The following is a 17,978-nucleotide window of genomic DNA, read 5'->3' as shown; positions in this document are numbered from 1 at the left end:
GTTTTTATACTTAAAATTACTTTACCGACAACCTTAGTTATCTGTTTAATATCTTATCTAATACTATACTCTCTATCAGAATGAATTACAAGCATTTTGCGAATATTTGTTCGTGTTTTTAAAATATAAAACTCCAAAAATCGAACAAGTGTGCTTAAAAATTAAATTTTGGTTAAAATAACTCCTTATTTAAGCCAATTTAGTAATCTTATTAATGCATAATTTTGACTTCTGTTTTGAAGTAGATTTCTTTTCAGTGACATTTTAAATGAGTCTACTTTAAATTCACCATTTCGATACATTCCTAAGACCACATGTTCATTTTCATGTAGTAAAGCTATACCCACTTCTGTTTTATATAAATCTTTTACATATTGGGCCGCTTCTTTTACTTTATCTTCAATATTACTATTTTCATTAAGGAACACTTCACTATTAGGTAGTAATCCTTTTAAAATATTTTCATCATCATAATTTTTAAGACGCGTATATAAAGCACCATTTGTTACGCCATCATAAATACTAAATGTCTCTTTCATTGTATTCATGACTGACTGCTCAATGACGATATCATCTGAGCCATAGTAATATTCGCCTATACGATTTAATATTTCTTCTTTAACAGGCGCTATAAGACGCTGACATTCTTCTTTTGTGTCAGCATTGGCAGTTAATCTTATATAAACTTCATGTGTACCAGCTAATGGCGCTATAGTAGGATTAGCTTGTTCATCTATTAAATCCATAAGCTCTGTTTCAACTTTTGATTCACCTATGCCCGCAAATCTTAATTGTTCTGAAAAGATGACTTTATCATCATCCATTAAATAAGGAAGTAATTCATTTTTAGCCATTGGTTGCATCTCACGTGGTGGTCCTGGCAATAATACGACTTTCTTATCGTCTTTTTCTACTAACATACCTGGGGCCATACCATAATTATTTTTTAACACTTTAGAGCCTTCAATAACTAAAGCTTGTTGTTTATTATTAGGTGTCATTTCTTGTCCTTGTTCTTTAAAATATTGTTCAATATATTCTAAAGCATCATTATCTGTGACAAGTTCTCTGCCGAGTACTTTAGCCACTGTGTGCTTAGTTAAATCATCTTTTGTTGGCCCTAAACCACCAGTTAATACTAAAGTATCAAATCGTCTTAAACCTTCTTTAATTATATATTCAAGTCTTTGAGGGTTATCCCCAATAACTGTATGTTCAACTACGCTCTTTCCAATACTATTGAATAATTTAGATAGATATTGACCATTAGTATTAGCTATTTGGCCTAATAATAATTCTGAACCTACTGCAATGATTGAAATATTCATCTATGACTCCCCCTTGTAATAATCGTTCATACACAACATACATATTATAAACGTCTTCATCTATTTAATCTAAAATTAGGCTTATAAAAATTAAAAAACCAAGAATATGCGTAAGAAAAAATTCTTACTACTATTCTCGGTTAATATTTTCACTAATTTAATGTTTAAAAACATCTCTACCTTTATAGAAGTACTCAATACCAGATAAAATCGTAAAGAATACGCCAATATAAAGTAAGACTTGACCGATTGGGAAACCAATCCAGTGTACAAATAAATCACCTAGTAAAATCCAAATAATAGCGACCATTGTTACCGCAGTTTTAATTTTACCTAATTGCCCTGCTGCACTGACGAAACCTTGTTCAATTTGTAATAAACGTAAGCCAGTCACTGCAAATTCACGAGCTATGATGATAATAGCTACTACTGAATTAGTTAAGTTCATTTGAACCATTACGATAAGTGCACTTGAAACTAATAACTTATCTGCTAAAGGATCTAAAAATTTCCCCATGTTTGTAACTAATTGCCATTTTCTTGCTAAATAGCCATCTAAAAAGTCACTTAATGATGCTACGATAAATACGATAGCAGCAATAAGTTGTTCGATGCGGATTTCATATCCGCCTAAAATTGATACACTGCCAAATCCAAAGTTAACTAGAGCAAATAAAATAAAAACAGGAATGAGAATTACTCTAAAAACTGTAATTTGATTTGGTATATTCATGTTAAAGCCTCATTTCTAAATTTATCTCTTTTAATTATAATATTAATACTGCTAAAACCCAAAGAACAAAAGTAACAAGAACGATTCCGCCCATTATAACTGCAAGTTGTAATGGTTCTTTATTTTTAGTGCGATAAGTAGGCGCCTCATCATTATGATAGCGATAAAGGAGATCATCTAATTGATTCTGGCTACTTGGAATTTCACTTTTATGCGCTGAGATAAGTTGATTTGCATCTATATTCACTACACTAGCATAACGTTTGATAAAGCCTTCAGCATAATCTATTTTAGCTAATTCATTGAAACGATTGCCTTCAATAAGCTTTAATGTCTCACGCTTAATTTGCGTACGTTCCTCTAGTTCAGCTAGTGTCATTCCTAATCTTTCTCTTCTACCTTTTAAAGTTTCTCCAATTGTTCTCACTTTCAAAAGCCTCCACACTTACTATTCAAAAAATCCAAAGCCTCCGCCAAATGTATCCTCACTAAAATCTAATGTGTTTTTACTTTTAACAGTTTGTTGTTTCATATGTTCATATTGTATTTCTTGATGTTCATCTTCACGTAATTCAATAATATAATCAAAATCATCCATACTATAATTACATGATTCCGCAAATAAATCGGGATGTTCCACTACTTTAATTGACGGTAATGCCATTACTTCTCTTACTAATTCTTGATGTTTAGGATTAGTTTCTCTTGCCGTAACTGCACCATCAATAATGTAAACATGATTCGCTTCATACTCACCTTTTATAAGCGAACTACGAACCGTTTGTTTAATTAACGTTGAACTGATAAATAACCATCGTTTATGCGCACATACACTACCAGCTACAATTGATTCAGTTTTCCCAACGCGAGGCATGCCTCTAATACCAATGAGCTTATGGCCTTCCTCTTTGAAAAGTTCAGCTAAAAAGTCTACAAGTAATCCTAAATCTTCACGTTCAAAACGAAATGTCTTTTTATCATCCGCATCTTGTTCGATATATCTACCATGACGTACTGCAAGTCGATCACGTAGTTCAGGTAAGCGTAATTTAGTAATTTCGATTTCATTAAGCTCTTTAATTATGTGCTCAAAGCGTTTAACCTTTTCAAGATTATCCGTTTTAATTAATAAACCACGGCGTCCTCGGTCTACACCATTAATTGTGACAATGCTAATACCTAACATGCCAAGTAAACTTGAAACATCCCCTAACAGACCAGCACGATTCACAGTTATTTCATATTCAAGATACCATTCTTTTTTTTCGGCAATCGTCATCTACATCCGCCCCTTGTTTAAATATCAATTTAGCATCAGCATGCATTCTTAAAATGATATTCATATTATATCATTTATTTACTTAATACTAATTAATAATTTAACTCTTCACACTCTAAACTTCATATGTATCTATAAGTACCAAGCACCATTCACTTTTTGAATGGTACCTGTCACACTTTGAGAAAATGGATGCCACAAATAAGCACACGTATGCGCTACCTCTTCAGGCGTCACCATTCGTTGTTGAGGAAGTTCCGCTAAAATGACTTCTTTTTCAGCATCACTAAATGTTTGAGACATGTTACCTGAAACAAATCCTGGCGTTACAGCATTAACCGTCACACTAGTCATTGCTAATTCTTGACTCAGCGCTTTAACAAAACCAATTTGAGCACTTTTCATTGCAGAATAAATCGTTTCCATACTTGCACCCGTCTCTCCCCAAATAGAAGAAATTACGATAATCCTTCCATTAGGACTTTGGCGCAATATATCTACAAAGTATCGACAACATCTTATAAATTGTTTTACATGAATATGATAACTTTGATCGATATCGTTATCAGTCATATCTTGAAGCATGCCGTATAAGGCTGTTCCTGCACTATATACTAAGCAATCTAAATTCTGAATATGACCAAATGTTTGTTCTAAATCGATATCTTTCGTCAAGTCAGCTTGAATAAATTCAACCGCTTCATTACGATATTTTTCTTTTAAAATGGTTACATCCGTATGATGATATTGCACCACAACTTCAAAGTTATCTTCCAATAGTCGTTCTACAATAGCAGTGCCTATACTACCAGATCCGCCTAACACTAAAGCTTTCATTATTGCTTAATCTCCAAGCGGCTATCTACTAAATTGTCTAAGTTTAAATATTGATCTGCCGTTTCATTAATACTATCAAGTGTTATATTTTCAACAATATCTAACATATCAAATACACTTACACCTTCGAAGTATAATTTCGCGTATTGATTTGCAATATATTCTGGAGAGTTTAAACTTGAAATAAATTCACCAATAAATTGTTTTTTCAATAATTCAAATGCCTCAGTATCAGTGAGCGCCCCTTTACGTTGTTTTAACTCATTTAAGAGAACTTCTTTTAACTTGTCAGGATGTTGAGTTGCACTTGTGATAATTGAAAAACTGTATGTAGATTCTAAAACAAATTGATAGCCAAAGGTGTCATCAATTAAATCGTTATTCAATAATACTTGATAGAATTCCGTTTCCTCACCAAAGACTAATTCAAAGAATAAAGTCATTTCTAAATCGCGTTGTACGTATTTTTCAGGTGTTTCGTTTAGAGGTTGATTTTTAAAACCTAACATTAACCTTGGCGATTGCAACTTCATTTCTTCAGTAACATAAGGTGTTATCACATTGACTGGTTCATCAATAGGGCCTCTTTGAATACTCGGTTGATTCGTTTTATGACGTTTATTTTCATGTGTTTCAACTACTTCACGGATATGCTCAGGATCAACATCTCCAACTACGAATAACACCATATTTGATGGATGATAGAACGTTTCATAACATAAATATAAATCATCTTTCGTAATGTCATAAATACTTTCCACACTACCTGCAATATCCACTCTAATTGGATGATTTTGGTACATAGCGCGTAACGTATTAAACATAATCTTATAGCCCGGTTGTTCTTGATACATCTTGATTTCTTCAGCGATAATTCCTTTTTCTTTATCTACTGTTTCTTTTGAAAAGTAAGGCGTCTCTACCATTTCAAGTAAACGTTTAATATTACTATCAACATTATCTGTAGCGCTAAATAAATAACTTGTCCGATCAAAGCTAGTGAAAGCATTTACTTGTGCATTGTCTTCTGCAAATGTAGTGAATAAATCCTCATCTTCATCTTTTTCAAATAATTTATGTTCTAAAAAGTGAGCAACACCATCTGGCACAGTCACAAATTCATCACTTTGATGAGGTTTGAATGTGCTATCTAATGAGCCAAACTGAGTCGTATATGTAACAAATGTTTTCTGAAACCCTTTTTTTGGAATCACAAATAAACGTAAACCATTCTCTAGTTCATGTTCAAACACATGCTCATCAATAAGTTCATAATATTTATTTTTCATCAGTTTGACCTCCTTTTCCTTTTGTAAGCACATAAATAGTATCAAGTAAGGCTTTATTAGCCATTTCAATGACATCTTCTCTCGTCACATTCATGATAGCTTGAATATACTCTTCATCAGTTTGTGTTTTTTCAAGAAGTAATTGGTTTTGCATTACCTCAATAATACTTTTAGGTCTATCTGCAATTTCTTGACGTTGTGAAACAATAATCTTTTTAGCAAGTGCTAATTTATTGTCCTCAAATTCGCCATTTTTAAATTTCTCGAATTCTTTTAAAATAGTTTCTTTAGCGATTTCATATTTATCAACCGATACGCCACTTAACACAAATAAATAGCCATTTTTTCCATCTAATTGTGAATGGATTGAATAAGCTAAGCTTTGTTTTTCACGCACTTCACTGAATAATACAGATGAGGGATCCCCACCAAACATTGTGTTTAAAACAACAAGAGCATAATAATCTTTAGCTCCGAAGCGCGTAGGGAAACGATAACCAAAGTTGAGCTTAGCTTGATCTACCTCATCCTCTTCAATAATGAATTGAGGCTCAGTTTGACTGTAATTCAATTCAGGCATAGTTGATTGTTGAAGTACAAATGGTTTAATATCAAATTTTTCCTCAATTAAACGACTTACTTCTGTCTCATCTACATTTCCTACTACATATACAGAACAGTCATCATTGTTGATCATAGAGTGATATGTATCGTATAAACTTTCAGGTGTAACTTGTGCTATGTTTTCAATTTGTCCTGTTGCTAGGTAGCGATATGGTTCATCTTTAAACATATATTTAAGTAAATTTAAAAACGAATATTGCGCTTTATTATCTATTATTGACTCAATTTTTTTAGATAATAATGATTTTTCTTGCGCAACAAAAGTAGAGTTAAATGCTTTATCTTCAATGAGAGGGTTGCTAATAACTTCTTGTAGTAAGTTAAGTCCTTTTTCAAAAAGCGGTGTATTATCTCTAAGATAACGTTCATTAACGATTTCCAGTGAGATAGTAATCACATGCTTATCTTTGAATTTAGAAACAAAGCTATTAATATAAGCCCCATATAATTCTGATAGTTCTCTATTCAATGCTTTATCAGTTGGCCATTTTTGTGTACCACGTACTAACACTTTACTTAATAACGACCTTGCGGTGATTGTATTATAATCAAGCGGTGCCATAAATTTAAAAGTAATCATCGTTGTTTTAAATTTTTCAGTAGGCAATATATTGATATGTTGATATTTATCCTTATTTACTTGCGATTCCAATGTAACGTCTCACTCCTTATTAAGTTTTAAAGCTTTGTGCGCGTCAGTTTAAATTTAACTAAACTACTTTTCACATAATTTAATGAATATAAGATAGGTTTACCCATTTCATCGTAATGTACAACCTTTAATAACATTAAACCTTCATGCGGAGAAGCATTTAATATTTCAGAAATATGTGGTTCATAACTAATCGCTTCAACTTCAGTTTCAGCAGAGGCAACTTTATGACCTGTATTTGTTTCTATTGCTTTAAGCATTGAACCGTCACTAACTTGATAATCTGCACAAGTTAAATTATTTTTAGCAATTTTATCTAAGCAATATATTACAGGTTGATGATTAGCCGTACGTAAACGTTCAATAATTGTGATAGGTGCCTTATCTTCAATTCCCAACATTTGAGCATCCCATAATGATGCTGGTTGTTGTTCTAAGCTTAAATATTCAGTTCTTGATTGATATCCCGCTTTCTCAATCATGTCATTGATGCTAAATAATTTATTTAATGGATAAAAGAAAGGATGTAACGTTTTAACACTTGGCCCCTCTTCAAAGTTATCTGTTAAGACTTGTTCTGTAATGAGTTCGCCAATCGCGTCATAGACATCATCTGTTTTGACATTCACTTCTCTAGCAATTTCTAAATTGCTAGGAAGTTTGTCACCAGGTTTTAAAGATTGATTTTTTATCTGTCTAAATATATACTCTTTCACTTTAAAAACTGAGTTTAATTCTGTCATTTTTACACCTCTTCATCATCTAAATCTATTAAGACTTGTCTTGGTTTACTGCCCTTTTGAGGACCGATAACTTGATTGCGTTCTAAATCATCCATTAATCTTGATGCTCTATTATAGCCAATTCTAAATTGTCTTTGTAATAAGGATGTACTTGCTTTTTGTTGTTCAATCACAAATAGATAAGCTTCATCATATAATGAATCTTCACTTTTCATTTCTGATTTATCTACAGGTGCATCGGGTTCCATTTCTTTCACATAGTTAGCTTTTTGTTGTTCTACTACATAATTCACAACATCTTGTACTTCTTGATCGCTTAAAAATGCCCCTTGAACACGTGTTTGAGAAGATTCTCCATTACCAACATACAACATATCACCTTTTCCGAGTAACTTTTCAGCTCCACCAGAACCAATGATCGTTCTTGAGTCAGTTTGAGAACTTACAGCAAATGCAATTCGTGATGGGATATTGTTCTTGATAATACCTGTAATTACGTCTACAGATGGTCTTTGTGTAGCAACAATCAAATGGATACCTGCTGCACGGGCCATTTGTGTAATACGTTGAATAGCGTTTTCCACTTCTTTACCTGCTACCATCATTAAGTCTGCTAACTCATCGACAATAACGACGATATAAGGTAATTCGGCTTGTTTCTCATCCAATTCTTCATTTTGACGACGTAAGAATTGATTATACCCTTCGATATTTCGAGTTGAAGAATGTTGGAATAAATCATAGCGACGTTCCATTTCAGCTACAATTTTCTCTAATGCTTGAGATGCTTTATGCGGATTTGTAACTACTGGAATTAATAAGTGTGGTACGCCATTATATACATTTAATTCTACCATTTTAGGGTCGATTAACATAAGTTTGACTTCGTGTGGCTTAGCATTTAATAAAATACTAGTGATAATGCCATTAATACATACTGATTTACCGCTTCCTGTAGAACCTGCGACTAATAAATGAGGCATTTCATTTAATTGGATAGTCATCGGTTCCCCAGAGATATCTCGACCTAAGCCAACTTCTAATTTATTTTGCGCTGGGAATTTAGATTCTAATACTTCTTTTAAAGTAACCAATGAAATTTTATCATTTGGTACTTCAATCCCTACTGCTGAACGTCCAGGAATTGGCGCTTCAATTCGCACATCTTTTGCAGCTAATGCAAGCGCAATATCGTTATGTAAGTTAACAATTTTACTTACTTTTACACCTTGGGCTGGTTGAATTTCATATTGAGTAACCGCCGGGCCAATTTTAATTTGTGTCACTTTCGCATTAACACCAAAGTTTTTCATTGTAGATTCAAGTATTTGACCTTTTCTTTGAACTTCAGCTCTTGATGTCGCTTTCTGTTTAACTGGCTGTTTTAACAATGATAACGGCGGAATATGATAAGCTACATTCGATTCTTCTCCCGCTTCTGAAATAGAGCCACTCGCTTGATTACTGTCTTCTAAAGAAGTGTCTTGTTGTGGTTTTGAAGGTTTAGGTTCAGTTGCTTTTGGAGCTCGCTCAGAAGGTGCGTCCTCATCAAAGTCAAAGCGTCGTTTCTTTCTTTTTTTAGTTACCGGTTTCTCTTCTGAACTATCGTTATGCCCATAAATTGGAATATCTTCAGGTGGTGCTTCTACTTCTGGGAAATCACTAACATCAGTAACTTCTCTTTCTCGCTGTAAACGTTCCTCTTCTTCTTGCTCTTTTTGTAATTGTCGCTCTCGTGCGCGTTCTTCTTTTTCACGTGCACGCTCTTCTCTTTTAATCTTATTTTGTTCTCTTTTTTCTTTAAAATTAGACGAAGCACTTGAACTCGATGATTTCATCTTTTCAAGAGATAATTTAGCAACATCTCTATGACGTAACTTCATAAGTAAAATAATACTTGAAGCTAGTAGTAATAAAGTAATAATGATGACACCAGCAATAGAAATTAATGGCACAAATACTTTTAATAAATAAAAACCAATTAAGCCTCCCCCAAAGTTTGGAAAATGCGTATGGTTATAAGATTTATATACATAAGAGAGCACCGGTTCTCGCTCTGCTACTACACCTTTAGTCATGTGATATATGATTTGTGCAACGATTAATAAAACGAACTGTAATAGAATTAAGCCTATCGTTCGGCGTGACTTAGGAAATCGTTTTTGCATAGCAACATAAATTGTAATTAAACTGACTAAGATATATGTAAGATAGCGACTCATACCAAATAAGTAATTAAAGAAGCTATCAATCATTCGTCCAACAATGCCGAGTTGAAACATGCCTAATACTGATAAAATGACAACTACGATTGCTACGACGTATCTTAAAGAAGAACTTTCCGTTTTTTGTTGCTTTTTCTTTTTAGTATTACGCGTGCGTGTAGAAGTTCCTTTTTTTCTAGTAGTTGTTTTTTTCTTAGTTTGTGGCAAATTTGTACACCTTCTTTTATTTCATGCGTTAAATTTTTATATGTATTGCTTAAAACAAGTTATGACTATGTATTAGTTTCACTTTTCATAAAAATTAGGAAAGAGGTTGAGACAATATCATACATCTTAAGACTAAAATAGCCTTTCAACAAAGTGAATCACTTAATACGTAGGGTTATGATACCTCAACGTTTAATTATCACACTGTTGTGATGTGTTGTCCCGACCTCTTTTTTATTATATATATCTTATATCTCAGAAATGACTGGTATAATCATTGGACGACGTTTCGTACTTTCAAATAAAAGCTTACTGATTTGATCACGCATATTTTGTTTAATATCAGACCATTCGATACGTTTTTCTTGAAGTCCTGCTTCAACAATTTCACGTACTTTTTCTTCAGCTTCTTTCATTAAGTCTTCGCTTTCACGTACGTATACAAAACCTCTTGATTGAATTTCTGGTCCTGCAGCAATACGTCTATTTTTAGGATCTAATGTAACAACTGCGATAAAGATACCATCTTCTGCTAATAAATGACGGTCTCTTAATACTATGTTACCTACATCGCCAACACCAATACCATCGATTAAGACATTACCTGATTGTACTTTTTCATTTAATACCATATTTTTGCCATCATAGTGAATGACATCGCCTTTTTCTATAAGGAAAATCTTTTCTGGTGCAACGCCCGCTTCATTAGCTAATTTAGCATGAGCGATTTGCATTTTAAATTCACCTTGTACTGGAATGAAGTATTCAGGTTTCATGATATTAATCATCATTTTTAATTCTTCCATGCAACCATGACTAGACGCATGGATTTTTTTATTATTAGGAATAATGTGTGCACCTGCACGAACAAGTTCATTCAATGTATCAGCAATGATTACTTCCATGTTAGCTGAAGCAGTGATTGCTAAATAAACTGAATCGCCTTCTTCAATATTCATAATTTTATGTTTATGTTGAGCCATTTGACTTAAAGCTTCAATCGGTTCGCCTTCCATACCTGTAGCAATAATCACGACTTCATTTTTAGGATAATTCTCAACTTCATTAATAGGGATTAATAAGTCTTTTGGAATATCAAAATATCCCATTTTACGTGCAATGTTAAATGAACTTTCTAATGAACGTCCTAAGAATGACACTTTACGGTTTAATTTGCTAGCCGTATTAAGCACTTGTTGGATGCGAATGAAATTAGATGCGTAACAAGACACGATTAAACGTCCTCTTACTTTAGCAAATGCATCATAAATATGTGACTCAATAACATTTTCCGGTGTATTGTAACCAGGTTTCTCTGCTTCAGTAGAATCACTGATTAATGCAAATACACCTTCTTCTCCAATTTCAGCCATACGTTTAATATCTGGCGCATAATGACCTTGTAAGCTTTGGTCAAATTTAAACTCACCAGTGTAAACGATTGAACCATAAGATGTATGGATACAAATACCTAAGCTATCAGGAATACTATGCGTTGTATTAAAGAATGTGATATTTACATTTTTAAAACGCATTACTGAGTCATGATTTACTGTATAATAGCGCACTTTTTTCTTCACATTTCTTGATTTCATGTTTTCTTTAACTAGCGCTAATGTCAATTTAGAACCGTAAACTGGCGCATCAATTTGTTCTAAAATATAGCTAACAGCACCAATTGCATGTTCATGGCCATGACTTAAAAAGATACCTTTTAATTTTTCTTTATTATCAATGACATATTGAATGTCAGGAATAACGATATCTACACCTAACATTTCATCCTCTGGGAACATTAACCCAGCATCTAACATGAACATTTCATCGTCTACTTCAACGATATACATATTTTTAGCGATTTCGCCAACGCCACCGAGTGGGATGATGCGAATATCGTCATTTTTTTTCTTTACTAAACTCAAAATGTTACCTCCTATATTAAACGTCCATATAAACTCATCATTTATTATAATTTAATTTAGGTAGGATGTACACTATTAAAGTACTTCATTACTTCTTCTAATATAGGCAATAACTATTAATACTTGTTTTCTGTTTGAATTTTCATTTTCAAAAAAGAGAAAAAAGCAGAAATCTATTTAGGATAAAAAATAAGGTTAAGACGCAATCAAACGTCCTAACCTTTAAATTCAAACTTTATTATTCATCTAATGCTTTGTGAGATGCATTAACGCGTCCTTGTTTATCAATTTCAGTTATTTTAACTTCAATTGTATCGCCAATTTTTAATACATCTTCGACTTTATTAATACGTTCTTTAGAAATTTGAGAGATGTGTAGCAATGCATCTTTACCTGGGAAGATTTCTACAAATGCGCCGTATTTCTCAATACGTTTAACTTTAGCATTGTAGACTTGACCAACTTCAGCTTCGCGTGTGATATCTTCAATGATTTCACGAGCACGTGTAATCATCGCTTGGTCAACTGCGCCGATAAAGACTGTGCCATCTTGTTCAATGTCTAATTTTACGCCAGTTTCATCAATGATTTCATTGATTTTCTTACCACCAGGTCCGATAACATCTCTAATTTTATCAGGATTAATGTGGATGATTTCTACTTTAGGCGCATACGCACTTAATTCTTTACGTGGTTGATCAATAGTTTGTAACATGTGATCCATGATTGCTAAACGACCTTGACGTGCTTGTTCAAGCGCTTCTTCAATCACTTCTCTTGTTAAACCATCAATTTTAATATCCATTTGGATTGCAGTAATACCGTCTTTAGTACCTGCTACTTTAAAGTCCATATCACCTAATGCATCTTCCATACCTTGGATATCCGTTAAAATAGTATAACTATCTTCACGTGTTACAAGACCCATTGCGATACCTGCTACTGGTGCTTTAATAGGAACACCTGCGTCCATTAATGCAAGTGTTGAACCACAGATTGAAGCTTGTGAAGATGAACCGTTAGATTCTAATACTTCACTTACAATACGAATTGTATATGGGAAGTCAGCAGTATCAGGAATGATATATCTTAATGCTCTTTCACCTAAAGCACCATGTCCAATTTCACGACGGCCTGGTGCTCTTACAGGACCAGTTTCACCTACTGAGAAATTAGGGAAATTATAATGATGCATAAAGCGTTTTTCAACTTCAGGTCCTAAACCATCAATTAATTGATAATCGCCTAAAGCACCTAATGTTAATACAGATAACGCTTGTGTTTGACCACGTGTAAATAATCCTGAACCATGTGCACGAGGTAATAAACCAACTTCAGAGTCTAATGGACGAATTTCGTCTGGTTTACGACCATCTGGTCTAATTTTTTCATCTGCAATTAAGCGACGCACTTCTTCTTTAACTAAATCGTTAAGAATAGCGTAGACTTCATCAATTAATAATTCATTTTCAGGATCAGCTTCGTCGACAAACTCAGTTGCAATTTCAGCTTTTAAAGCATCTAAATTCTCATCACGTTGTTGTTTGTCGAAAGTTAAGACTGTTTCTTTCAAGCCTTTTTCTTCTGTTAAAGCTTTCACTTTATTAACAAGTTCTTCATCGCGTTCAACAGGTACGAATTCTTTCTTAACTGGTTGAATATGCTCAACGACTTCTTCTTGGAATGCAACTAAACGTTTAATTTCTTCATGTCCAAAGAAGATCGCTTCCAACATTTCTTTTTCAGTAATCTCACTTGCGCCCGCTTCAACCATGTTGACTGCATCTTTATGTCCGGCTACTTCTAAATCTAAGCGTGAGACTTCTTTTTGTTCAAGTGTAGGATTGATTACATATTCCCCATCAATGTAACCGACATTTACGCCAGCAATTGGTCCTTGGAATGGAATATCAGACACACTTAATGCCATTGATGAACCAATCATCGCTGCCATTTCAGGTGAACAATCTGGATCAGCACTTAGTACTGTATTCATAATTTGTACATCATGACGGTAACCTTTTGGGAAAAGTGGTCGAATAGGTCTATCGATTAAACGTGCAGTTAATGTAGCTTCGTCTCCAGGACGACCTTCACGTTTTTTGAAACCGCCAGGAATTTTACCAGCAGCATACATTTTTTCTTCATAGTTCACTGTTAATGGGAAAAAGTCACCATCACGAGGTTCTTTTGAGGCTACAGCCGTTGATAATACTACCGTATCACCATAGCGCACTAATACTGCGCCATTAGCTTGTTTTGCTAATTGACCTGTCTCAATCGTTAACGATCTTCCAGCCCACTCAGTTTTAAAAACTTTTTTATCTTGAGACATTATGAATCTCCTCTCTGAAATCTAATACCTACATCATATCATTTATTTTTATAATTTTATATTAGTGATTGTTTAAAAGATAAAAAAAGGAAAGTACCAAACCAAGTGGTGCTTTCCTTTAAATATATTAATATTAACGACGAATACCTAATGATTTAATTAATTCACGGTAACGTTGAATATCTTTACCACGTAAGTAGTTTAATAAGTGACGACGACGACCTACCATTTTTAATAATCCACGACGAGAATGGTGGTCTTTTTTGTGTTCACGTAAGTGTTCGTTTAATGCAGTGATTTCTGCAGTTAAAACAGCGATTTGTACTTCTGGTGAACCAGTGTCAGTTTCGTGTACACGATATTCTTTGATAATTTCATTTTTACGTTCTTGAGTAATTGCCATAATTAAATTCCTCCTAAATTTTGTATACACCTTAATCTGAGCTAAGCGTCGGAGTTTCAACTTGCCAAGAGAAAGGAATAAATTTGATAAGTTCTATATTTATAAAACTCAACTTTAGATATTATACGATACTTCATCTCCGAAATCAACAGCTAATAGATATTTGGCACGTTCTTTATCATTGTTCATTTGTTCTACTAATGGATCAATACCATCGAATTTAACTTCTGGTCTTAAATAGTGATGCCAATAAACAATCACGCGTTCACCATAAATATTATCACTAAAATCGAAGATGTTTACCTCAATGACTACCTCTGCTTTTGATGGATCATGAAAGGTAGGTTTTACCCCTACATTTGCTACACCACGATATATTTTATTTTCTGCACCAATAGCCATACTTACTGCATATACACCTTTTTTCGGTAAAACATAATCATCACTAGGTTGAACATTAGCAGTAGGGAAACCAATCGTACGTCCACGTTTTTCACCTTGTACGACCGTGCCTTTAATACGATATAAATAACCTAATTGTTCATTTGCTTTTTTCAAGTCACCATTTTTTAATGCTTCTCTTATTGCAGTTGTTGAAATTTTCTCAGATTCCATTTCTTGTTTACCAACTATAGTGGTATTAAATTCTTCCATTTCATTTAAAACTGACATATTCCCTTTTCCAAATTTACCGTATGTAAAATCGAAACCGGCAACTACTTCTTTAACATGGTTATTGATGATGTATTCTTGCGCAAATTCTTCGGCAGTCACATTAGCAAATCGAGAAGAGAAATTAATGACAATGCAATAATCGACGTCATGTTGTTCAATCATCTCAAGTTTATCAGAAAGCGGTGTTAAATAATCCGTACGTTTACGTTCTGGATTTAACACTACAGAAGGATGTGGGTCAAAAGTTGTCACTGCTTTTTTTAAATGTTTCTCTTGAGCACGTTCATCTAATGCTTCAAATACTTTATTATGTCCACGATGCATACCATCAAAAAAACCAAACGCCATGGCTACATCTTCTTGAATTAATTGGTCTTTTTGAATTGGATGGGTTACTTCTATCACTTTCATAACGTCTAACTCCTTTAATTGAATACTTTTTTAGGTTTTATTTCGTGTGGTTTGTCAGGATGTTGAACATAAATAGCCATTGCTTTGTCAGTGTCTGCATCTTTAAATACAAGTTGATCACTTTTTATAGACTTTTTAAATGTTTTCTTATTAAATTTCTGGCCATTTAAAATTCTTTTTTTCATATTTTCATCTGATATATGTATCTCAGGCAAACTTTTCAAACCATATTCTATAGGAAATAGATGAGATTGTAATGTGTCTTGCTCATGGAATTCTGAAATTTGTTCAAGTGTTAAACTTTCTTTTATATCAAAACCACCTGACGTTGTTCGCGTTAATAAAGACATATGCGCTGGATAGCCAAGTTCTTTACCTATATCAGTAGCAAGTGTACGAATATATGTCCCTTTTCCACAATGAACAATGATATCAAAGTGACATTGATTATCTTCGAAGACTAAATCTGACGTGCGTTCGATTTGTTTAATATTCACTTTTCGCTCTGGTCGTTCTACCGTTTCACCATTTCTCGCATATTCATACAACTTTTTGCCGTTTACTTTTACAGAAGAATACATTGGTGGAATTTGCGTAATGATACCTTGAAAATCTTCTAATATCGCATCAACTTGGCGTTCATTAAGTTCCTTTGGCGCAATATTCACTTTTTCCACAACTTCTCCAGTTTGGTCTTCAGTAGTCGTACTCTCACCAATTGAAACGGTCGCTTTATAAGATTTACCCATATCCATGATGTAGTCACTTACTCTAGTAGCAGGACCGATACAAATAGGTAATACCCCTGCGACTTCTGGATCTAACGTGCCAGTGTGACCAATTTTTTTCGTTTTTAAAATTTTTCTTAATTTAAATACAACATCGTGACTTGTAAGTCCACGTTCTTTATATACGGGTAAAATACCGTTGTACATTATTTCACACCCTTGTCTTAAAACAATTTATGTATAAGTTTTATTTTTCAAATAATTGAGAGGCTGAGACATGATACTATGCCCCAGCCAACCTTTCATTATTTATCTTGTTTGTGTAAATCTTGAATCATTTTTTCAATTTTATTACCGTATTCGATTGACTCATCATATTCAAAGAATAATTCTGGAATAATACGTAATCTCATTCTTGATCCAAGTTCAGATTTAATAAATCCTTTAGCTTTGTCTAAAGCTTTGAAAGTATCTTTAACTTCTTTATCACTACCAAGTACTGTTAGAAATACTTTAGCTTGTGATAAGTCATTTGTTAACTCAACATCAGTAATTGTGATAAATCCTACTCTAGGGTCTTTCACTTTATTATTAACGATATCCATAATTTCTTTTTTCATTTGTTCGCCAACACGTTCTGCTCTCATGTTACTCATGGATATTTCACCTCTTTAAAAATTTTGTCCTATTATTATACCCTTATAAATTAACTAGTAAAGACATAATTTATAATTTCACTATGAAAATTTTGGTCATTATTTTATTATATCTTATTAGCCTTAAAAACAAAATTTTTATTCTTCAGTTTCGAGTGAATTAGTAGTATTTTTACTTCCTTTAATGTCTTTTAATCGTTTTTGACCATAAACTTTTTCAAATTTTTCATAAAGTGGGTTTTTCCAAGTGTGACCGTCAAAATCTTTATATGCAGAAACAATAATTTTATATGATGCTATTTTATTATCGAGTTCTAAATTAAATATTTCTTTATCACTACTACTGTGACCTGTCAAATTGATTTCATCATCTGCATAATTACTAATATATGCATCTTGGCTAAACGCCATTGCAAAATCAGGTTTGATTGGTAAGCCGTTTTTATCCCATGCAGCTACAGCCAAAGTCACTTCTTTAATATCTTTATTACTATTATTTACTATAGTTGGATTTAATTGATCCCATGTTCTAATATAACCATCATCAGTATCTTTATCTATGATTTTTACATTTTCGACATGTACGTCTTGTTTTTTCAGTTTCTTATCAAGTGATTCAGCATTATTTGATGTAAATACTCCTTCTTTATCTGCTTTTACAGAGCTACAACCTGATAATAATAATGCTCCACTTATACAACAACCTATTGTTATGTTTGTAATCTTTCTCATGTTAATCCCCTTTTAATTTTATAATTTAATTATTGAAAAATAATAACAAAATTATAATAGCAACAAACGTATTTTTTTAGAATATAGATTTTAATATAACTTTTTCAATTTTATTTACTTAATAATCTTAAAATATAAATAAGACTTAATTAATAGTTTGAAACTATATAGAATTCAACAAATGACGATAAAAAAAGAC

Annotated in this window: 15 protein-coding genes and 2 pseudogenes; all 17 read right to left on the bottom strand. The window is 33.0% G+C overall.

Annotated features, from left to right (window positions below):
• Nucleotides 1-185: 185 nt before the first annotated feature.
• The gene (locus CD127_RS11050; RefSeq protein ID WP_103366750.1) at nt 186-1,328 is read right to left on the bottom strand and encodes a CinA family nicotinamide mononucleotide deamidase-related protein; all 1,143 of its coding nucleotides are present in this window, start codon (nt 1,326-1,328) and stop codon (nt 186-188) included.
• A gap of 157 nt (nt 1,329-1,485) precedes the next feature.
• Nucleotides 1,486-2,061, bottom strand: a complete 576-nt coding sequence (gene pgsA / locus CD127_RS11045; protein WP_103366749.1) for a CDP-diacylglycerol--glycerol-3-phosphate 3-phosphatidyltransferase — start codon at nt 2,059-2,061, stop codon at nt 1,486-1,488.
• 34 nt (nt 2,062-2,095) lie between these two features.
• Nucleotides 2,096-2,488, bottom strand: coding sequence for a helix-turn-helix domain-containing protein (locus CD127_RS11040; RefSeq protein ID WP_103366748.1), 393 nt, complete (start codon nt 2,486-2,488; stop codon nt 2,096-2,098).
• 21 nt (nt 2,489-2,509) lie between these two features.
• Nucleotides 2,510-3,340 (bottom strand): YmfK family protein, encoded by an 831-nt coding sequence (locus CD127_RS11035; protein ID WP_103299150.1) that lies wholly within the window; start codon nt 3,338-3,340, stop codon nt 2,510-2,512.
• 132 nt (nt 3,341-3,472) lie between these two features.
• A complete protein-coding gene (gene ymfI / locus CD127_RS11030; RefSeq protein ID WP_103366747.1) occupies nt 3,473-4,177 on the bottom strand; it encodes an elongation factor P 5-aminopentanone reductase in 705 nt (234 codons plus the stop codon).
• Nucleotides 4,177-5,466 carry an EF-P 5-aminopentanol modification-associated protein YfmH gene (gene yfmH / locus CD127_RS11025; RefSeq protein WP_103366746.1) on the bottom strand — a complete coding sequence of 430 codons (1,290 nt, stop codon included), beginning with the start codon at nt 5,464-5,466 and terminating at the stop codon, nt 4,177-4,179. The genes ymfI and yfmH overlap by 1 nt, the downstream gene beginning before the upstream one ends.
• A complete protein-coding gene (yfmF, locus tag CD127_RS11020; protein WP_235851307.1) occupies nt 5,456-6,742 on the bottom strand; it encodes an EF-P 5-aminopentanol modification-associated protein YfmF in 1,287 nt (428 codons plus the stop codon). Before yfmF ends, yfmH begins: the two co-directional genes overlap by 11 nt.
• Before the next feature lie 26 nt (nt 6,743-6,768).
• The gene (locus CD127_RS11015; RefSeq protein ID WP_103299153.1) at nt 6,769-7,485 is read right to left on the bottom strand and encodes a GntR family transcriptional regulator; all 717 of its coding nucleotides are present in this window, start codon (nt 7,483-7,485) and stop codon (nt 6,769-6,771) included.
• A 2-nt stretch (nt 7,486-7,487) separates the two neighbouring features.
• A pseudogene (locus CD127_RS12985) lies at nt 7,488-8,945 on the bottom strand (DNA translocase FtsK); the annotation flags it as partial.
• Between the two features lie 284 nt (nt 8,946-9,229).
• A pseudogene (locus tag CD127_RS12980) lies at nt 9,230-9,917 on the bottom strand (DNA translocase FtsK 4TM domain-containing protein); the annotation flags it as partial.
• A gap of 248 nt (nt 9,918-10,165) precedes the next feature.
• Nucleotides 10,166-11,839, bottom strand: coding sequence for a ribonuclease J2 (gene rnjB / locus CD127_RS11005; RefSeq protein WP_103366744.1), 1,674 nt, complete (start codon nt 11,837-11,839; stop codon nt 10,166-10,168).
• A 238-nt stretch (nt 11,840-12,077) separates the two neighbouring features.
• Nucleotides 12,078-14,174, bottom strand: coding sequence for a polyribonucleotide nucleotidyltransferase (gene pnp / locus CD127_RS10995; protein ID WP_103366742.1), 2,097 nt, complete (start codon nt 14,172-14,174; stop codon nt 12,078-12,080).
• Between the two features lie 133 nt (nt 14,175-14,307).
• On the bottom strand, nt 14,308-14,577 hold the full coding sequence (gene rpsO / locus CD127_RS10990; RefSeq protein WP_103299157.1) for a 30S ribosomal protein S15: 270 nt from the start codon (nt 14,575-14,577) through the stop codon (nt 14,308-14,310).
• 114 nt (nt 14,578-14,691) lie between these two features.
• The gene (locus CD127_RS10985; RefSeq protein WP_103328765.1) at nt 14,692-15,663 is read right to left on the bottom strand and encodes a bifunctional riboflavin kinase/FAD synthetase; all 972 of its coding nucleotides are present in this window, start codon (nt 15,661-15,663) and stop codon (nt 14,692-14,694) included.
• A gap of 14 nt (nt 15,664-15,677) precedes the next feature.
• Nucleotides 15,678-16,598: a tRNA pseudouridine(55) synthase TruB gene (truB, locus tag CD127_RS10980; RefSeq protein ID WP_103366741.1), complete on the bottom strand. Its 921-nt coding sequence runs from the start codon at nt 16,596-16,598 to the stop codon at nt 15,678-15,680.
• Between the two features lie 98 nt (nt 16,599-16,696).
• Entirely contained in the window at nt 16,697-17,047 is a 351-nt protein-coding gene (gene rbfA / locus CD127_RS10975; protein ID WP_103366740.1) for a 30S ribosome-binding factor RbfA, read from the bottom strand.
• Nucleotides 17,048-17,185: 138 nt separating this feature from the next.
• Nucleotides 17,186-17,779, bottom strand: coding sequence for a DUF5780 domain-containing protein (locus CD127_RS10970; RefSeq protein WP_103366739.1), 594 nt, complete (start codon nt 17,777-17,779; stop codon nt 17,186-17,188).
• Nucleotides 17,780-17,978: the final 199 nt, after the last annotated feature.

The organism is Staphylococcus petrasii (genome assembly GCF_002902565.1).
Taxonomy (GTDB): Bacteria; Bacillota; Bacilli; order Staphylococcales; family Staphylococcaceae; genus Staphylococcus; species Staphylococcus petrasii.
This window is presented reverse-complemented; position numbering and strand designations above follow the sequence as displayed.

Excerpts from the sequence above, each read along its gene's own strand:
- CD127_RS11050 (WP_103366750.1), bottom strand. The coding sequence starts at position 1,328 with ATGAATATTTCAATCATTGCAGTAGGTTCAGAATTATTATTAGGCCAA.
- pgsA (WP_103366749.1), bottom strand. The coding sequence starts at position 2,061 with ATGAATATACCAAATCAAATTACAGTTTTTAGAGTAATTCTCATTCCT.
- CD127_RS11035 (WP_103299150.1), bottom strand. The coding sequence starts at position 3,340 with ATGACGATTGCCGAAAAAAAAGAATGGTATCTTGAATATGAAATAACT.
- ymfI (WP_103366747.1), bottom strand. The coding sequence starts at position 4,177 with ATGAAAGCTTTAGTGTTAGGCGGATCTGGTAGTATAGGCACTGCTATT.
- yfmH (WP_103366746.1), bottom strand. The coding sequence starts at position 5,466 with ATGAAAAATAAATATTATGAACTTATTGATGAGCATGTGTTTGAACAT.
- CD127_RS11015 (WP_103299153.1), bottom strand. The coding sequence starts at position 7,485 with ATGACAGAATTAAACTCAGTTTTTAAAGTGAAAGAGTATATATTTAGA.
- pnp (WP_103366742.1), bottom strand. The coding sequence starts at position 14,174 with ATGTCTCAAGATAAAAAAGTTTTTAAAACTGAGTGGGCTGGAAGATCG.
- rpsO (WP_103299157.1), bottom strand. The coding sequence starts at position 14,577 with ATGGCAATTACTCAAGAACGTAAAAATGAAATTATCAAAGAATATCGT.
- CD127_RS10985 (WP_103328765.1), bottom strand. The coding sequence starts at position 15,663 with ATGAAAGTGATAGAAGTAACCCATCCAATTCAAAAAGACCAATTAATT.
- truB (WP_103366741.1), bottom strand. The coding sequence starts at position 16,598 with ATGTACAACGGTATTTTACCCGTATATAAAGAACGTGGACTTACAAGT.
- rbfA (WP_103366740.1), bottom strand. The coding sequence starts at position 17,047 with ATGAGTAACATGAGAGCAGAACGTGTTGGCGAACAAATGAAAAAAGAA.
- CD127_RS10970 (WP_103366739.1), bottom strand. The coding sequence starts at position 17,779 with ATGAGAAAGATTACAAACATAACAATAGGTTGTTGTATAAGTGGAGCA.